Origin of the sequence: Streptococcus pyogenes, from assembly GCF_002055535.1 — a bacterium.
Classification (GTDB): domain Bacteria; phylum Bacillota; class Bacilli; order Lactobacillales; family Streptococcaceae; genus Streptococcus; species Streptococcus pyogenes.
The window spans coordinates 1,256,721-1,272,700 of the sequence record NZ_LN831034.1 but is presented as its reverse complement, the minus strand read 5'-3'; the positions used below and the strand labels follow the sequence as shown (position 1 = coordinate 1,272,700).

17 protein-coding genes are annotated in these 15,980 nt (G+C 37.8%); all 17 read left to right on the top strand.

Annotated elements, in window-relative coordinates:
• The first annotated feature begins 170 nt into the window (after window positions 1-170).
• Window positions 171-401 (top strand): YkuJ family protein, encoded by a 231-nt coding sequence (locus tag B6D67_RS06825; protein WP_002983885.1) that lies wholly within the window; start codon window positions 171-173, stop codon window positions 399-401.
• Window positions 402-527: 126 nt separating this feature from the next.
• On the top strand, window positions 528-1,214 hold the full coding sequence (locus tag B6D67_RS06820) for an amino acid ABC transporter permease (protein WP_002983887.1): 687 nt from the start codon (window positions 528-530) through the stop codon (window positions 1,212-1,214).
• Window positions 1,214-1,948, top strand: coding sequence for an amino acid ABC transporter ATP-binding protein (locus tag B6D67_RS06815; RefSeq protein ID WP_010922488.1), 735 nt, complete (start codon window positions 1,214-1,216; stop codon window positions 1,946-1,948). Before B6D67_RS06820 ends, B6D67_RS06815 begins: the two co-directional genes overlap by 1 nt.
• Before the next feature lie 148 nt (window positions 1,949-2,096).
• Window positions 2,097-3,506, top strand: coding sequence for a cryptochrome/photolyase family protein (locus B6D67_RS06810; RefSeq protein ID WP_010922487.1), 1,410 nt, complete (start codon window positions 2,097-2,099; stop codon window positions 3,504-3,506).
• A gap of 177 nt (window positions 3,507-3,683) precedes the next feature.
• A complete protein-coding gene (locus B6D67_RS06805; RefSeq protein WP_002989112.1) occupies window positions 3,684-5,378 on the top strand; it encodes a phospho-sugar mutase in 1,695 nt (564 codons plus the stop codon).
• Window positions 5,379-5,585: 207 nt separating this feature from the next.
• A complete protein-coding gene (locus B6D67_RS06800; RefSeq protein WP_010922486.1) occupies window positions 5,586-6,440 on the top strand; it encodes a bifunctional methylenetetrahydrofolate dehydrogenase/methenyltetrahydrofolate cyclohydrolase in 855 nt (284 codons plus the stop codon).
• A gap of 152 nt (window positions 6,441-6,592) precedes the next feature.
• Window positions 6,593-7,933 (top strand): exodeoxyribonuclease VII large subunit, encoded by a 1,341-nt coding sequence (gene xseA / locus B6D67_RS06795; RefSeq protein WP_002992349.1) that lies wholly within the window; start codon window positions 6,593-6,595, stop codon window positions 7,931-7,933.
• The gene (locus B6D67_RS06790) at window positions 7,911-8,126 is read left to right on the top strand and encodes an exodeoxyribonuclease VII small subunit (protein WP_002983901.1); all 216 of its coding nucleotides are present in this window, start codon (window positions 7,911-7,913) and stop codon (window positions 8,124-8,126) included. Before xseA ends, B6D67_RS06790 begins: the two co-directional genes overlap by 23 nt.
• Window positions 8,126-8,998: a polyprenyl synthetase family protein gene (locus B6D67_RS06785; protein ID WP_003056941.1), complete on the top strand. Its 873-nt coding sequence runs from the start codon at window positions 8,126-8,128 to the stop codon at window positions 8,996-8,998. Before B6D67_RS06790 ends, B6D67_RS06785 begins: the two co-directional genes overlap by 1 nt.
• The gene (locus B6D67_RS06780; RefSeq protein WP_003056952.1) at window positions 8,991-9,818 is read left to right on the top strand and encodes a TlyA family rRNA (cytidine-2'-O)-methyltransferase; all 828 of its coding nucleotides are present in this window, start codon (window positions 8,991-8,993) and stop codon (window positions 9,816-9,818) included. The genes B6D67_RS06785 and B6D67_RS06780 overlap by 8 nt, the downstream gene beginning before the upstream one ends.
• Complete coding sequence (locus tag B6D67_RS06775; protein ID WP_002983907.1) at window positions 9,805-10,275, top strand: arginine repressor; 471 nt, start codon at window positions 9,805-9,807, stop codon at window positions 10,273-10,275. Before B6D67_RS06780 ends, B6D67_RS06775 begins: the two co-directional genes overlap by 14 nt.
• Before the next feature lie 21 nt (window positions 10,276-10,296).
• The gene (recN, locus tag B6D67_RS06770; protein WP_010922485.1) at window positions 10,297-11,958 is read left to right on the top strand and encodes a DNA repair protein RecN; all 1,662 of its coding nucleotides are present in this window, start codon (window positions 10,297-10,299) and stop codon (window positions 11,956-11,958) included.
• A gap of 171 nt (window positions 11,959-12,129) precedes the next feature.
• Window positions 12,130-13,071: an LPXTG cell wall anchor domain-containing protein gene (locus B6D67_RS06765; RefSeq protein ID WP_011285633.1), complete on the top strand. Its 942-nt coding sequence runs from the start codon at window positions 12,130-12,132 to the stop codon at window positions 13,069-13,071.
• Between the two features lie 227 nt (window positions 13,072-13,298).
• Window positions 13,299-14,138, top strand: coding sequence for a DegV family protein (locus B6D67_RS06760; RefSeq protein WP_002989125.1), 840 nt, complete (start codon window positions 13,299-13,301; stop codon window positions 14,136-14,138).
• Window positions 14,131-14,973, top strand: a complete 843-nt coding sequence (locus B6D67_RS06755; protein WP_002992620.1) for an SGNH/GDSL hydrolase family protein — start codon at window positions 14,131-14,133, stop codon at window positions 14,971-14,973. The genes B6D67_RS06760 and B6D67_RS06755 overlap by 8 nt, the downstream gene beginning before the upstream one ends.
• Entirely contained in the window at window positions 14,951-15,538 is a 588-nt protein-coding gene (locus B6D67_RS06750) for a YpmS family protein (protein WP_010922482.1), read from the top strand. Before B6D67_RS06755 ends, B6D67_RS06750 begins: the two co-directional genes overlap by 23 nt.
• 98 nt (window positions 15,539-15,636) lie before the next feature.
• Window positions 15,637-15,912: an HU family DNA-binding protein gene (locus B6D67_RS06745; RefSeq protein WP_002983920.1), complete on the top strand. Its 276-nt coding sequence runs from the start codon at window positions 15,637-15,639 to the stop codon at window positions 15,910-15,912.
• Window positions 15,913-15,980: the final 68 nt, after the last annotated feature.

The following is a 15,980-nucleotide window of genomic DNA, read 5'->3' as shown; positions in this document are numbered from 1 at the left end:
TTAGAGAGTAACATGACAGAGTAACTTTATTAAGTTTCCAATGAGCAAATGTTTAAAATCATTGAAAAGAGTAAAAAAAGTAAAATATCAATAAATATATTACTTTCCTTGTTAGTTTCCCTTGTTTTGTGTTAAAATAAGAGGGATAAAAAACGAATAGGAGAAACGAAATGGAATCACATTTGGTGAGAATCATCAATCGTTTGGAGTTGATGGTGACAGATGGCGGTAATCTCAAGCGAAATTTTGAACGCGATGGTGTTGTTGTTGCAGAAGTTGCCTTTTCAAATGATCCTGAAAATGGACCTGTTTTCACATTGCGTGATGTTGAAGCGCGTGAGTCATATTCCTTTGATAGCATTGACTTGATTGCAATGGAAATCTACGATTTATTATATTAAGCTTGACATAGTAAAGAGACTTGCCTGAGGCAGGTTTTTTTATTGTCAAAAAGTATTGTATTAATATTCATCAGATGGTATAATTATCTTTATTGTAATGAACCTAGGACTTATGAGGAGATATAAATGGATTTGTCATTTTTGCCCAAATACTGGGCCTACTTTAACTACGGTGTACTTGTCACCATTATGATTTCAGTCAGCGTTGTCTTTTTTGGAACCCTTATTGGTGTCTTGGTAACCCTGATTAAGCGTAGTCATGTGAAGCCGTTGACCTGGGTCGTTAATCTTTACGTTTGGATCTTTCGGGGAACACCTATGGTGGTTCAAATCATGATTGCCTTTGCTTGGATGCATTTTAACAATATGCCTACTATTGGTTTTGGGGTTTTAGACTTGGACTTTTCAAGACTACTTCCTGGAATTATTATCATTTCATTGAATAGCGGTGCTTATATTTCAGAAATTGTTAGAGCAGGTATTGAGGCTGTACCAAAAGGGCAATTAGAAGCAGCTTATTCACTAGGTATTCGTCCTCAAAATGCCATGCGTTATGTGATTTTGCCTCAGGCCTTTAAAAATATTTTGCCAGCCTTAGGAAATGAATTTATTACCATTATTAAGGATAGTGCTCTTTTACAAACCATTGGAGTGATGGAACTTTGGAATGGTGCCCAATCGGTGGTAACGGCTACTTATTCTCCAATTTCCCCTTTACTGGTGGCTGCTTTTTACTACTTAATGGTCACAACAGTGATGGCACAGTTATTGGCAGTCTTAGAACGTCACATGGCGCAAGGAGGTAATCATTGATGACTGAGGCTATTATTTCAATTAAAGACTTGCACAAGTATTATGGGCACAATGAAGTGCTTAAGGGAATTGATTTAGACATTATGCCAGGAGAGGTTGTGGTGATTATTGGCCCTTCTGGTTCTGGAAAATCGACCTTACTTCGAACCATGAATCTTTTGGAAGTACCAACTAAGGGACAGATTAGGTTTGAGGGGATTGATATTACCGATAAGAAGAATGATATTTTCAGCATGCGTGAAAAAATGGGAATGGTTTTCCAGCAGTTTAACCTCTTTCCCAATATGACTATTTTAGAAAATATCACTTTATCGCCAATCAAAACTAAGGGAATGGCTAAAGCAGAGGCTGACAAAACAGCCTTGAGCTTGTTGGACAAAGTTGGATTATCAGAAAAAGCCAAGGCTTATCCTGCTAGTCTTTCTGGTGGGCAACAGCAGCGGATTGCGATTGCGCGTGGACTGGCTATGGATCCAGATGTTTTACTCTTTGATGAACCAACTTCAGCTCTAGACCCAGAAATGGTGGGTGAGGTCTTGGCTGTCATGCAAGATTTGGCTAAATCTGGGATGACTATGGTTATTGTGACTCATGAAATGGGCTTTGCTAAAGAAGTCGCAGACCGTGTGATGTTTATGGATGGCGGCGTTATTGTGGAAGAAGGAAGTCCTAACCAACTTTTTGATCTGACTAAAGAAGAACGTACAAAAGATTTTTTGAGTAGAGTATTATAAATCTGTTCTATGAATTATAAAAGGAAGTCCTAAATGATTTAGGACTTCCTTTTATAATTTGCTAAGGCATTTTATAGGAGATTACTTTTCTTTTTGTTAAAATAAAAAGAAATAGTTGCATTATTTGCATAGAAGAAAGGGATCTGTTATGGTTTCAGTGATGTGGTTTCGTAGAGATTTAAGGATTGATGATCAAAAAGCTTTAGCTCATGCTATTGCTAGTCAATCACCAACCTTATGTGTGTTTCAATTTAACAAGGAGCAATTAAATCTGCTACATAGTCGGAATCAATCTAGTTTTATTACTAGCGTTTTGGCTTTTAGAAAGTTATTAAAATGTGAAGGTATTGACTTATATCTAATGTATGGAGACTTAATGACCTGTTTTGAGCAATTATTGACACAATTAAAAGACTGGACAGATGTGTATTTTAACTATGATGAATCTGGATATGGTCGTTTACGTGATCAAAAAGCAGCACAATTTTTCAAAAAAAATGGGATTGCTGTTCATACCTACCAAGATCACTATTTACATGGTAGTCAAGAGATCATTAACCAATCAGGTCAGCCTTATAAAGTTTTTACGCCCTACTATAGGATTTGGCAAAATTATCCGAAAGAGACTCCTATTAAAGTAGAACTATCGCAAGGCAGGTGGTTAAATCTTGAGACACCAGATGATGTTTTAAGGACTGTTGAGAGTTTTAAAGATGAAAAATATCAGGATGTTGCAACTTTTGATGAAGCGTCAAAACAACTAAATCGATTTATTCAAGACCAATTAGCAGCTTATCACGCTAATCGAGATTTTCCAGCGCAGCTAGGGACGAGTCGGTTGTCTCCTTTTTTAAGAATAGGAGCTATTGGCATTCGCACGGTATATCACGCTGTGCGTCAAGCACCAAATAGTCTAGGGCAAGCTACTTTTTTAAAAGAATTAGCTTGGAGAGACTTTTACAATATGGTCTATGTGGCTTATCCTGATCAGAAAACTCAGCCTATCCAAAAAGCCTTTTCTCAAATCGAATGGGTTAATAATCCTGACTGGTTTCAGTTGTGGAAAGAAGGTAAAACGGGTTACCCTATTGTCGATGCTGCAATGCTTCAGTTACAAAAGACAGGATGGATGCATAATCGTTTACGAATGATAGTAGCTTCTTTTTTAACTAAAGATCTTTTATGTGATTGGCGTTTAGGAGAGCAGTATTTTCAACAACAACTAATTGATTATGATGCTGCCAGTAATATCGGAGGATGGCAGTGGGCTGCTTCCACTGGAACAGATGCTGTTCCTTATTTTAGAATATTTAATCCTGTTACTCAAGGTAAGCGCTTTGATCCTAAAGGCGAGTTTATTAAAGCGTATTTGCCTCAACTAGAACACGTTCCAGAGAAGTATCTCCACGAACCGTGGAAGATGCCAAAAAACCTTCAAGAGAGTGTGTCCTGTATTATTGGCACAGACTATCCTCAACCAATTGTCGATCATGCTAAACAACGTGAACAAGCTATTGCAAAGTATGAGTGGGCAAAAGAAAAAGCAAAAATAGAATGACTGTTCTCATTATAAGAGTTTAAACAAAAAGTTATCATGAATTAAGATTATTTAATTTAAAAAATAAGTTGACTTTATTTAGATTATTTGATACTATTCAGTTGTCTCCCTTAGAGAAAGCGATTTCTTGTTTTGGAGCTGATTTTTACCATTTGGTCTTAGAATAGGATGAGTAATATGACTTACAACGAGGTATATCAAGAATGGTTGCACAATAATGATCTTAGTGATGATATTAAAGCAGATTTAGCAGCCATAAAAGACAATGAGGCTGAGATTCAAGATCGTTTTTACAAAACACTTGAATTTGGAACAGCAGGGCTAAGAGGAAAACTTGGAGCAGGCACCAATCGCATGAATACCTATATGGTTGGTAAGGCAGCACAAGCTTTAGCTAATACTATTATTGATCATGGACCTGAAGCGGTTAAAAAGGGCATTGCGGTTAGTTATGATGTTCGCTATCAATCTAGAACATTTGCAGAATTAACATGCTCTATTATGGCAGCTAACGGTATTAAGGCGTACCTTTATAAAGGGATTCGGCCAACACCAATGTGTTCGTACGCTATTCGTGCTTTGGGATGTATTTCTGGTGTTATGATTACGGCTAGTCACAATCCCCAAGCTTACAATGGTTACAAAGCTTATTGGCAAGAAGGTTCTCAAATTTTGGATGACATTGCGGATCAAATTGCACAACACATGGCTGCACTAACTCAGTATCAGGAAATCAAACAAATGCCTTTTGAAAAGGCTCTGGACAGTGGACTTGTTACTTATATTGATGAGAGTATTGAAGAAGCATATAAAAAAGAAGTGCTTGGTTTAACGATTAATGATACTGACATTGATAAGTCAGTCCGAGTAGTCTATACCCCTTTAAATGGTGTTGGGAATCTACCAGTGCGTGAGGTTTTAAGACGCCGCGGTTTTGAAAATGTTTATGTGGTACCTGAGCAGGAAATGCCCGATCCTGATTTTACAACAGTTGGCTATCCTAATCCCGAAGTCCCTAAAACTTTTGCATATTCAGAAAAATTAGGTAAGGCAGTTGATGCTGATATTTTGATTGCAACTGATCCAGATTGTGACCGTGTGGCTTTAGAAGTTAAAAATGCAGTCGGTGACTATGTTTTTCTCAATGGCAATAAAATCGGAGCGCTTTTATCTTACTATATCTTTTCACAACGATTTGACTTAGGCAATTTACCGGCTAATCCTGTTTTAGTGAAATCCATTGTAACAGGAGACTTGTCACGGGCTATTGCTAGCCATTATGGTATTGAAACCGTTGAAACATTGACTGGTTTTAAGAATATTTGTGGCAAGGCAAACGAATATGATGTGACGAAACAAAAAAACTACCTGTTTGGTTATGAAGAAAGTATTGGTTTTTGCTATGGCACTTTTGTTCGTGACAAAGACGCTGTTAGCGCCTCTATGATGATTGTAGAAATGGCAGCTTACTACAAGAAAAAAGGGCAGAATTTACTAGATGTTTTGCAGACTATTTATGCGACATTTGGGTATTATAATGAACGTCAAATTGCCTTGGAGCTTGAGGGGATAGAAGGACAAAAACGCATTGCGAGGATAATGGAAGATTTCAGACAGACACCAATAGCTAGTGTTGCAGAGATGGCGTTAGACAAGACAATTGATTTTATTGATGGCTATCAAGATTTTCCAAAGCAAAACTGTCTCAAATTTTATTTGGATGATGGTTCTTGGTATGCACTTAGACCATCAGGAACAGAGCCTAAAATAAAATTTTATTTATATACTATTGGCCAAACACAAGAAAATAGTGCAACAAAATTAGATGCTATTGAAGCAGCGTGTCGCACAAAAATAAATCAGGTTAATTAAACATCAAAAATGGATAACACTTTTACACTATTTTTCCATATAAACAACTACAAAAGGAGGTGAGACTTTTAGGCACCTTCTTTTTCTTGTAGGTGCCACTAATCAATTTAATCGACTCAAACCAATACTAAAAAATAAGTAAGAGTATAAAGAACAGGCATCTATTTTTTTGTTATAATAGAAAAATGAAATTAAAGGGAGATGTCAATGACAGAACTAATTGATGGTAAAGCCTTAGCTCAAAAGATGCAACAAGAGTTAGCAGCTAAAGTCAACAATCTAAAACAAAAAAAAGGAATTGTACCAGGCTTAGCCGTTATTCTTGTAGGTGATGATCCTGCTAGTCAGGTGTATGTCCGTAATAAAGAGCGTGCAGCTCTTACTGTAGGTTTTAAAAGTGAGACCGTTAGATTATCAGAATTCATTTGTCAAGAAGAGCTTATTGCAGTAATCGAACGTTACAATGCAGATAACACTATTCATGGTATTTTAGTGCAGCTACCCCTGCCAAATCATATTAATGATAAAAAAATTATTCTCGCCATTGATCCCAAAAAAGATGTGGATGGTTTTCACCCGATGAATACAGGTCACCTTTGGTCAGGACGTCCCTTGATGGTTCCTTGTACTCCATCAGGGATTATGGAATTGCTTCGAGAATATAATGTTAACCTTGAAGGTAAACATGCCGTCATTATTGGCAGATCGAATATCGTTGGAAAACCAATGGCACAGCTCTTACTGGACAAAAATGCAACAGTCACGTTGACACATTCAAGAACACGTCAATTAGAAGAAGTATGTCGCTGTGCAGATGTGTTGATTGTGGCAATCGGACAAGGTCATTTCATAACAAAACAATATATAAAAGATGGTGCGATAGTGATTGATGTGGGAATGAACCGTGATGATAATGGCAAGCTAATTGGAGATGTGGCCTTTGATGAGGTGGCAGAAGTTGCAGCGAAAATCACCCCTGTACCAGGAGGTGTCGGTCCTATGACGATTGCTATGTTGCTAGAGCAAACTTATCAATCTGCTCTCCGTAGTACTCATAAATAGTTATAATTAGACAATTCAACATAAGAGAATATAAGAAGTCAGCAATGGCTTCCTTTTTTGTTTTTCTGCTCACTATTTATTCAGAAAAATGGTATAATTGCATTAGTATGCAAAGGGACTATGTCAGGTCCAACTAAGTGAAAGGTGGCTTGATGGCAGATTATTTAACCGTCACTCATTTGACGAAATATTTAAAATTAAAATTTGACCGTGACCCTTATTTGGAACGGGTTTATCTGACTGGTCAAGTGTCCAATTTTCGAAAACGACCAACTCATCAATATTTTTCCTTAAAAGATGAAAGTGCTGTGATTCAAGCCACCATGTGGGCAGGAGTCTATAAAAAACTAGGATTCGACCTAGAAGAAGGCATGAAAATTAATGTAATTGGGCGAGTCCAACTTTATGAACCTAGTGGCTCTTACTCTATCGTGATTGAAAAGGCAGAGCCAGATGGTATAGGTGCCTTGGCTTTGCAGTTTGAACAATTAAAGAAAAAATTAACGGCAGAAGGTTATTTTGAGCAAAAACACAAGCAGCCCTTGCCACAGTTTGTATCAAAAATTGGGGTCATTACAAGTCCTAGTGGTGCTGTGATTCGAGATATTATCACAACCGTTTCACGGCGTTTTCCAGGGGTTGAGATTTTATTATTCCCAACTAAAGTACAAGGTGATGGAGCCGCCCAAGAAGTAGTGGCTAATATTCGAAGAGCCAATCAAAGAGAGGATTTGGACTTGCTCATTGTCGGCCGTGGAGGTGGCTCGATAGAAGACCTTTGGGCCTTCAACGAGGAAATAGTGGTTCAGGCTATCTTTGAATCGCAACTTCCAGTGATTTCGAGTGTGGGTCATGAAACAGACACGACTTTAGCGGATTTTGTGGCAGATCGCAGAGCAGCCACACCAACAGCAGCAGCAGAGTTAGCAACGCCTATTACAAAAACAGATCTTATGTCTTGGATAGTAGAGCGGCAAAATCGTTCCTATCAGGCCTGCTTGAGGCGGATTAAGCAACGGCAAGAGTGGGTGGATAAACTCTCGCAATCTGTTATTTTTAGGCAACCAGAACGATTATATGATGCCTACCTGCAAAAAATTGATCGCCTTAGCATGACCCTGATGAATACGATGAAAGATCGTCTGAGTTCCGCCAAAGAAAACAAGGTTCAGTTGGACCATGCCTTGGCCAATAGTCAATTACAGACAAAAATCGAGCGATACCAAGACCGTGTTGCTACCGCTAAGCGTTTACTGATGGCTAATATGGCTAGTCAATATGATAGTCAGCTGGCTCGCTTTGAAAAAGCACAGGATGCTTTGCTATCACTGGATGCCAGCCGAATTATCGCCCGTGGTTATGCAATGATTGAAAAAAATCAAGCACTGGTAGCCTCTGTAAGTCAGATAACAAAGGGTGATCAGTTAACCATTAAGATGCGTGATGGACAATTAGATGTAGAGGTAAAAGATGTCAAAAACGAAAACATTTGAAGAAAATTTACAAGATTTAGAGACTATTGTGAACAAACTTGAAAATGGGGATGTCCCTTTGGAAGAAGCTATTTCAGAATTTCAAAAAGGAATGCTTCTCTCAAAAGAACTTCAAAAGACCTTACAAGCGGCAGAAAAAACACTCGTCAAAGTGATGCAAGCTGATGGCACAGAAGTAGATATGGATGATTAATGGACAAATTAGCTAGAATTGACGAAGCCATTCGTCGCTACTATAAGACGACTAGTAACGGTGTATCTGAAGAGTTGATTGATGCTATCTTGTATTCTGTTGACAGTGGTGGCAAGCGCATTCGCCCACTTATCTTATTAGAGATGATTGAGGGATTTGGGGTATCGTTACAGAATGCTCATTTTGATTTGGCTGCAGCTCTTGAAATGATTCATACAGGAAGTCTGATTCACGATGATTTGCCAGCCATGGATAATGATGATTACCGACGTGGCAGACTGACCAATCACAAACAATTTGGAGAAGCCACGGCCATTTTGGCGGGAGACAGCTTATTTTTAGACCCCTTTGGGTTAATAGCTCAAGCTGAATTAAATAGTGAGGTTAAAGTAGCCTTAATCCAAGAACTTTCCCTAGCTTCAGGAACTTTTGGCATGGTTGGTGGTCAGATGTTAGATATGAAAGGGGAAAATCAAGCATTAAGTCTTCCTCAGTTGTCACTGATTCACCTCAATAAAACCGGAAAATTATTAGCTTTTCCTTTTAAAGCAGCAGCTCTTATAACAGAACAGGCTATGACTGTTCGTCAACAACTAGAGCAAGCGGGAATGCTCATCGGGCACGCCTTTCAGATTAGGGATGATATTTTAGACGTGACAGCTAGCTTTGAAGATCTTGGAAAAACGCCTAAAAAGGACTTATTCGCAGAAAAAGCTACTTATCCAAGTTTACTGGGGTTAGAAGCCTCTTACCAACTGCTGACAGAGAGTTTAGATCAGGCTTTGACGATTTTTCAGACACTAGAAAGCGATGTAGGCTTTAAGCCTCAAATAATTACAAAACTGATAGAAGGGTTACGACTTAATGCCTAAAGAAAGAGTAGATGTGTTAGCCTATAAGCAAGGATTATTTGAGACCAGAGAGCAAGCTAAGCGTGGTGTCATGGCAGGCTTAGTGGTCTCTGTGATTAATGGCCAACGCTATGACAAGCCAGGTGACAAAATTGACGATGGGACTGAGTTAAAACTTAAAGGTGAAAAACTCAAATACGTCAGTCGTGGTGGATTAAAACTGGAAAAGGGGCTGCACGTTTTTGGTGTATCAGTTGCTAATCAAATTGGGATTGATATTGGCGCTTCAACAGGTGGTTTTACCGATGTTATGTTACAAGATGGGGCCAAACTAGTCTATGCCGTCGACGTTGGGACTAACCAGTTGGTATGGAAACTCAGACAAGATCCACGAGTAAGAAGTATGGAACAGTATAACTTTCGTTATGCTCAGCCAGAAGACTTTAATGAGGGACAGCCTGTATTTGCCAGTATTGATGTGTCCTTTATTTCTCTCAGCTTGATTTTGCCAGCCCTGCATAACGTTTTGTCAGATCAGGGACAGGTTATTGCTCTCATTAAACCGCAATTTGAAGCTGGGCGCGAGCAGATTGGTAAAAAAGGCATCGTCAAGGACAAACAGATTCATGAAAAAGTGATTCAAAAGGTCATGGATTTTGCCTCAGGTTACGGATTTACAGTTAAGGGACTTGATTTTTCTCCTATTCAGGGTGGTCATGGCAATATCGAATTTTTAGCTCATCTTGCTAAGTCACAGACACCTGAAACGTTAGCCCCGCATTTGATTCAGAAAGTTGTTGCCAAGGCACATAAGGAGTTTGAGAAACATGAAAAAGAGTGAACGACTTGAATTAATCAAAAAAATGGTTTTGACGCATCCAATTGAGACGCAACATGACCTCTTAAGATTATTGGCAGAGCATGGGTTAGAATTAACCCAGGCTACTATTTCAAGAGACATGAATGAAATTGGTATAGTAAAGATTCCTTCTGGCAGTGGACGTTACATCTATGGTCTTTCTCAAGATAGTGGAAAAAAGATCGTTCAAGGACCTAGATCGATAAAGAGCACTATTTTAGCTGTATCTGACAAAACAAAAGGTTTAGAACAACACCTCTATTTAAAAGTCGTACCTGGCAATAGTAAATTAATCAAACGTTATTTATTAGCAGATTTTTCAAAAGCTATTTTTAGTCTTATTGCTGATGATGATAGTTTATTGTTAATTGCAAAGTCTCCTTCAGAAGCAGATATGATACGCCAAGAAATTTTGCTTTGGATGCAGGGTATAACCTAGAAAAAAATAGGGGAGAAAGTGATGTTATTAGAAATTTCTATTAAAAATTTTGCTATTATTGATGAAATTTCCCTAAATTTTGAAAATGGTATGACGGTTTTGACGGGTGAAACTGGAGCAGGAAAGTCTATTATCATTGATGCTATGAATATGATGCTTGGTGCGCGTGCTAGTACAGAAGTGATTCGTCGTGGAGCTAATAAAGCAGAAATTGAGGGGTTCTTTTCGGTAGATGCTACCCCAGAACTGGTTGCGTGTCTGGAATCATCAGGTATTGCTATGGAAGAAGAACTGATTATTCGCCGAGATATCTTTGCCAATGGCAGAAGCGTGAGCCGCATTAATGGTCAGATGGTTAACCTAGCCACCTTAAAACAGGTCGGACAGTTTTTGGTAGATATTCATGGGCAACATGACCAAGAAGAATTAATGCGACCACAGCTCCACCAGCAAATTTTGGACGCTTTTGGTGATAAGGCTTTTGAGCAATTGAAAGAGAATTATCAGCTTATTTTTGATCGTTATAAAAGCTTGCGTCGCCAGGTTATTGACAAACAAAAAAATGAAAAGGAACACAAAGATCGTATTGATATGTTGGCCTTTCAGATAGCAGAAATTGAAGCTGCTGCCTTGAGTCGAGGTGAGGACGACCGGTTAAATCAAGAACGTGATCGCTTAATGAACCACAAACAAATTGCTGATACCCTGACCAATGCCTACGTCATGCTAGATAATGACGATTTTTCAAGTCTATCCAATATTCGCTCTAGCATGAATGACTTACTATCAATTGAGCAGTTTGATTCAGAGTACAAAGGGATGTCGACTTCGATTTCTGAAGCCTATTATATTCTTGAAGAAGTGAGCAAGCAATTATCAGATACCATTGACCAACTGGATTTTGATGGTGGGCGATTACAGGAAATTGAATTTCGCTTGGATATACTCAATAGCTTAACTCGTAAATACGGTGGTAATGTGAATGATGTGCTTGACTACTACGATAATATCGTCAAAGAATACCAGCTATTAACAGGAGATGACTTGTCTTCAGGGGATCTAGAGGCAGAATTGAAAAGCTTGGAAAAACAATTGGTTGCTGCTGCTTCGGAGTTAAGTGTCTCTCGCCATCAATTGGCGGAGCAATTAGAAGCTGAGATTAAAGCTGAACTTAAGGAACTTTATATGGAAAAAGCAGATTTCAAAGTTCACTTTACCACATCAAAATTTAATCGTGATGGTAATGAAAGCTTGGAATTTTACATCTCTACTAATCCAGGCGAAGGATTCAAGCCCCTTGTCAAGGTGGCTTCTGGAGGAGAGTTATCACGCCTTATGTTAGCCATCAAGGCTGCTATTTCTAGAAAAGAAGATAAGACGAGTATTGTTTTTGATGAAGTAGATACAGGTGTTTCTGGTCGCGTTGCGCAAGCCATTGCCCAAAAAATTTATAAAATTGGGCGACATGGGCAAGTTCTCGCTATTTCACACTTACCTCAAGTTATTGCTATTGCTGATTATCAGTATTTTATTTCTAAAGAAAGTAAAGAAGAGTCCACCGTTTCTAAGGTAAGGTTATTAACTCCTGAAGAACGTGTGGAAGAAATTGCTAGCATGATTGCAGGAACAGATATGACACAAGCTGCTCTTACGCAGGCTCGTGAACTACTTGCCAAACATTAAGATTATGTTTGGTATTTGATATTTTCATAATTAGATGACATTGATTTTTTAGGTGCTAAAATAATCATTGTGCTAGACCATTTTTCCTCTGTTAATCTGGCTTGGTTTGCCTTGACAAACCTCTGAGAAATAGTAGAATAGATAAGAGAATTTTAAGCTGAGGGGATAGAAATGACTAGTAAAAAAGCGTGTTTATCAAGCATCATTGTGTTAGCAAGTTTAACGTGTGGAAATGATACTGTTAGTGCCAATCATCTCTCAGCAACTGGAGATAAGTTTGATGATTGCTCAACACTTGTTGAAAAAGATGTGGCCCCTAAAGATGAACTTGAGATGTTAGCATGGTCCTCGTCTCAAACAACTGATGATGCTGACAGAGACTATGAAGATTTTCTCGATGATGATTCTTTTATTTCTCAAAATGAAACTGATAAGATGTTTGAGAATTTAACTGATGATAGGTTATTAAATGAATTAGATGAATTAGATGAAGAAAATGAAGAAGATGAAGAAGATACAATTGAGCCAGAGCAAAATGTAATAATGCCTAGTGACGATGAGCTATTTGATTTAACTGATGCTGTTGAGACACGCCTTACTGTTTCTAGTGCTCCCCATTTAGAGGCTGAATTGCCGAAACCACATTTGAGGAGCCTATCAGATACAGCACTGCGGTCTGGTGAAATTAGAGGACATTTAGATAACAAACTGGACGCTTTGTCTGTAACAGCTACAAAGTTAGCATTAACGATGGCTCAAAAATTTGATTTGACAACGCATGTCTATTCTATAGGTGAAAGCTTTAGTGAAGTATTAGCTGCTCATTATGAAGACAGAAAAGCAGAATCAGCTTTTTCTAAGAAAAAGAGATTTCACCTTCCTATTGCTACTCCAGATGTTGTTATAGAGGAGTTAAGGCGCCTAGTCTCTTCTATTGGAAGTTCAAAAGAAGATGTTTCAGTTCCTTATAGTCGGAAGCTAGGTATGGCAGTTGCAAAAAGAAAAATAGCCCTGCCACAAACGGGAGAGGGGTTCTCTTATTATCCAGTTTTACTTGGTTTAATGATATTAGGATTAACGCCGATTATGATACCAAAGAAGATAAATAATTAGGTAATAAGTTATTGTAGTTGTAAAAGACGGGGCAAATGTTCAAGCGTGAAAAGGTTGACTTTTGCCTCGTTTTGTATCTCGTTATTGCTAAGGCATTTTCTTCGAGCAGCTAGTGCTCGCCATACCTATCTACCGAGTGATTATTCAATAGCACTACCAGTTTTGCTTTATTTAGTAAGGAGTGTTAGAATAAAGAGGTGAGAAACTAGTTTAGAATGGAAAAATACATGGGAACTATAAAAATTGTTACAGATTCATCAATAACTATTGAACCAGAATTAATTAAAGCTTTAGATATTACTGTAGTACCTTTATCTGTCATGATTGATAGCAAATTATATTCTGATAATGATTTAAAAGAAGAAGGTCATTTTTTGAGCCTTATGAAGGCTAGCAAATCCCTTCCCAAAACCAGTCAGCCACCGGTTGGTCTCTTTGCTGAAACTTACGAAAATTTGGTCAAAAAAGGAGTAACTGACATTGTTGCTATTCACCTCTCACCAGCTTTATCAGGTACTATTGAAGCTTCCCGTCAGGGGGCTGAAATCGCTGAGGCACCTGTTACAGTTTTAGATTCAGGATTTACTGATCAAGCCATGAAATTTCAGGTCGTTGAGGCAGCAAAGATGGCAAAAGCGGGTGCTAGTTTGAATGAGATTTTGGCTGCTGTTCAAGCTATCAAATCAAAAACAGAGCTCTACATTGGTGTATCTACCTTAGAAAATTTAGTAAAAGGAGGTCGTATTGGTCGTGTGACGGGTGTTTTGAGCTCGCTACTTAATGTCAAAGTTGTTATGGCACTTAAAAATGATGAGTTAAAAACGCTTGTCAAAGGTCGAGGTAATAAAACATTTACGAAATGGTTAGATAGTTACCTCGCTAAAAATAGTCATCGCCCGATTGCAGAGATAGCTATTTCTTATGCTGGTGAAGCTAGCCTGGCATTAACCTTAAAAGAAAGAATCGCAGCTTATTACAACCACTCTATTTCGGTTTTAGAAACAGGCTCTATCATCCAAACACATACAGGAGAAGGAGCTTTTGCGGTTATGGTTCGTTATGAATAATCGTCATTTATTTAGTGGGATATTTTTCTTTGTTATTAGTTTATGTCTGGCCTTTTTATTGCTAAATATTATTATCCCTAAGTCAAATTCACGTTTGAAAAAGAGTGATTTTCTGAAAAAAGAACAAGTAGCTATCCAATATGTTGCTATAGGAGATTCATTGACAGAAGGAGTAGGTGATCTAACTCATCAAGGTGGTTTTGTTCCTTTGTTAACGAATGATCTCAGTGAATATTTTAAGGCTAATGTTAATCATCAAAATTACGGCGTATCTGGTGATACCAGTCAACAAATTCTTGATAGGATGATAAAACAAAAGCAGATACAGTTATCTTTAAAAAAAGCAGATATAATGACGTTAACCGTTGGTGGTAATGATGTTATGGCAGTTATTCGGAAGAATTTAGCGGATTTGCAAGTTTCTAGTTTTAGAAAGCCAGCTCGTCAGTATCAAAAACGATTAAGACAGATTATCGAGTTAGCCAGAAAAGATAATAAAGATCTTCCTATTTTTATTTTAGGCATCTATAATCCGTTTTATTTGAATTTTCCAGAACTAACTGATATGCAAAAAGTGATTGATGACTGGAATACCAAAACTAAGGAGGTTGTTGGAGAATACGATCGTGTGTACTTTGTGCCAATAAATGACCTCTTGTATAAAGGGATAAATGGACAAGAAGGAATTGTTCATTCTTCAGGAGATCAAACTACAATTGTCAATGATGCCTTGTTTACTGGGGACCATTTTCACCCAAATAATACTGGCTATCAAATCATGTCAAATGCAGTAATGGAGAAAATTAAAAAGCATGAAAAAAAAATCAAACCTTAATTGGTGGAAGTGGAGCTTCTTATGTCTGCTTGCTTTTAATACCGCCTTTTTGATGGTTATTGCAAGTCGTCTCATTCAAGTAAGAGAACCTGAGTCAGAACTGATTGCTAAAAAACCAGTTAAAAATATCAAAATTGGTACATTTGTTACAACCAGAGAACAGCTTAACGAAACTGTAGCAAGTTATCTTAAAGATTATCAGACTGAAAAAATGTCTTATAAATTTTATGCGACATCTTCTTCTATTTTGTTTGAAGGAACTTATCAATTATTAGGGTATGAAGTCCCTTTATATATCTATTTTCAACCTCATCGTCTAGAAAATGGAGCTGTCCAACTACAGGTGATCTCTTTTTCAGTGGGAACTCTGCCACTCCCAGAAAAAGATGTTTTGCAGTATTTGAAATCAAGCTACAAATTGCCAAGCTTTGTTAAAGTGATGCCAAATCAATCAGCTATCGTTGTTAATTTACAAGATATCCAAAATGATGCTAAGGTTTATTTAAAAGCCAAGAAAATTGATTTATTTAATGATGAAATCAGTTTTAACATCTATAAGAAATAAGCTCAAATAACGTTAAATACTTGACCTAATCGCTTTTTTTAGATATGATAATATCTGTTAAAGCATTAAGCTTACTAATTATTTGGAGGATTTGTTAAATGGCTAACAAACAAGATTTAATCGCAAAGGTTGCAGAAGCAACTGAATTGACTAAAAAAGATTCAGCAGCAGCAGTTGATGCCGTGTTTTCTACAATCGAAGCTTTCCTTGCTGAAGGTGAAAAAGTACAATTGATCGGTTTTGGTAACTTCGAAGTACGCGAACGTGCAGCTCGTAAAGGTCGTAACCCACAAACTGGTGCAGAAATTGAAATTGCAGCTTCAAAAGTTCCAGCCTTCAAAGCTGGTAAAGCTCTTAAAGACGCTGTTAAATAATTGCATATATAAAAGCCCATTGTACAAGCGTTGTAGCCTGTGCAGTGGGCTTTTTTGTGTTCAGGGGG

What these genes read in the sequence shown, in the direction of transcription:
- B6D67_RS06790 (WP_002983901.1), top strand. Translation starts at nt 7,911, where the DNA reads ATGTCAAAAACGAAAACATTTGAAGAAAATTTACAAGATTTAGAGACT.
- B6D67_RS06810 (WP_010922487.1), top strand. Translation starts at nt 2,097, where the DNA reads ATGGTTTCAGTGATGTGGTTTCGTAGAGATTTAAGGATTGATGATCAA.
- B6D67_RS06765 (WP_011285633.1), top strand. Translation starts at nt 12,130, where the DNA reads ATGACTAGTAAAAAAGCGTGTTTATCAAGCATCATTGTGTTAGCAAGT.
- B6D67_RS06775 (WP_002983907.1), top strand. Translation starts at nt 9,805, where the DNA reads ATGAAAAAGAGTGAACGACTTGAATTAATCAAAAAAATGGTTTTGACG.
- B6D67_RS06820 (WP_002983887.1), top strand. Translation starts at nt 528, where the DNA reads ATGGATTTGTCATTTTTGCCCAAATACTGGGCCTACTTTAACTACGGT.
- B6D67_RS06780 (WP_003056952.1), top strand. Translation starts at nt 8,991, where the DNA reads ATGCCTAAAGAAAGAGTAGATGTGTTAGCCTATAAGCAAGGATTATTT.
- B6D67_RS06760 (WP_002989125.1), top strand. Translation starts at nt 13,299, where the DNA reads ATGGGAACTATAAAAATTGTTACAGATTCATCAATAACTATTGAACCA.
- B6D67_RS06825 (WP_002983885.1), top strand. Translation starts at nt 171, where the DNA reads ATGGAATCACATTTGGTGAGAATCATCAATCGTTTGGAGTTGATGGTG.
- B6D67_RS06800 (WP_010922486.1), top strand. Translation starts at nt 5,586, where the DNA reads ATGACAGAACTAATTGATGGTAAAGCCTTAGCTCAAAAGATGCAACAA.
- B6D67_RS06805 (WP_002989112.1), top strand. Translation starts at nt 3,684, where the DNA reads ATGACTTACAACGAGGTATATCAAGAATGGTTGCACAATAATGATCTT.
- B6D67_RS06785 (WP_003056941.1), top strand. Translation starts at nt 8,126, where the DNA reads ATGGACAAATTAGCTAGAATTGACGAAGCCATTCGTCGCTACTATAAG.
- B6D67_RS06750 (WP_010922482.1), top strand. Translation starts at nt 14,951, where the DNA reads ATGAAAAAAAAATCAAACCTTAATTGGTGGAAGTGGAGCTTCTTATGT.
- B6D67_RS06815 (WP_010922488.1), top strand. Translation starts at nt 1,214, where the DNA reads ATGACTGAGGCTATTATTTCAATTAAAGACTTGCACAAGTATTATGGG.
- xseA (WP_002992349.1), top strand. Translation starts at nt 6,593, where the DNA reads ATGGCAGATTATTTAACCGTCACTCATTTGACGAAATATTTAAAATTA.
- B6D67_RS06745 (WP_002983920.1), top strand. Translation starts at nt 15,637, where the DNA reads ATGGCTAACAAACAAGATTTAATCGCAAAGGTTGCAGAAGCAACTGAA.
- B6D67_RS06755 (WP_002992620.1), top strand. Translation starts at nt 14,131, where the DNA reads ATGAATAATCGTCATTTATTTAGTGGGATATTTTTCTTTGTTATTAGT.
- recN (WP_010922485.1), top strand. Translation starts at nt 10,297, where the DNA reads ATGTTATTAGAAATTTCTATTAAAAATTTTGCTATTATTGATGAAATT.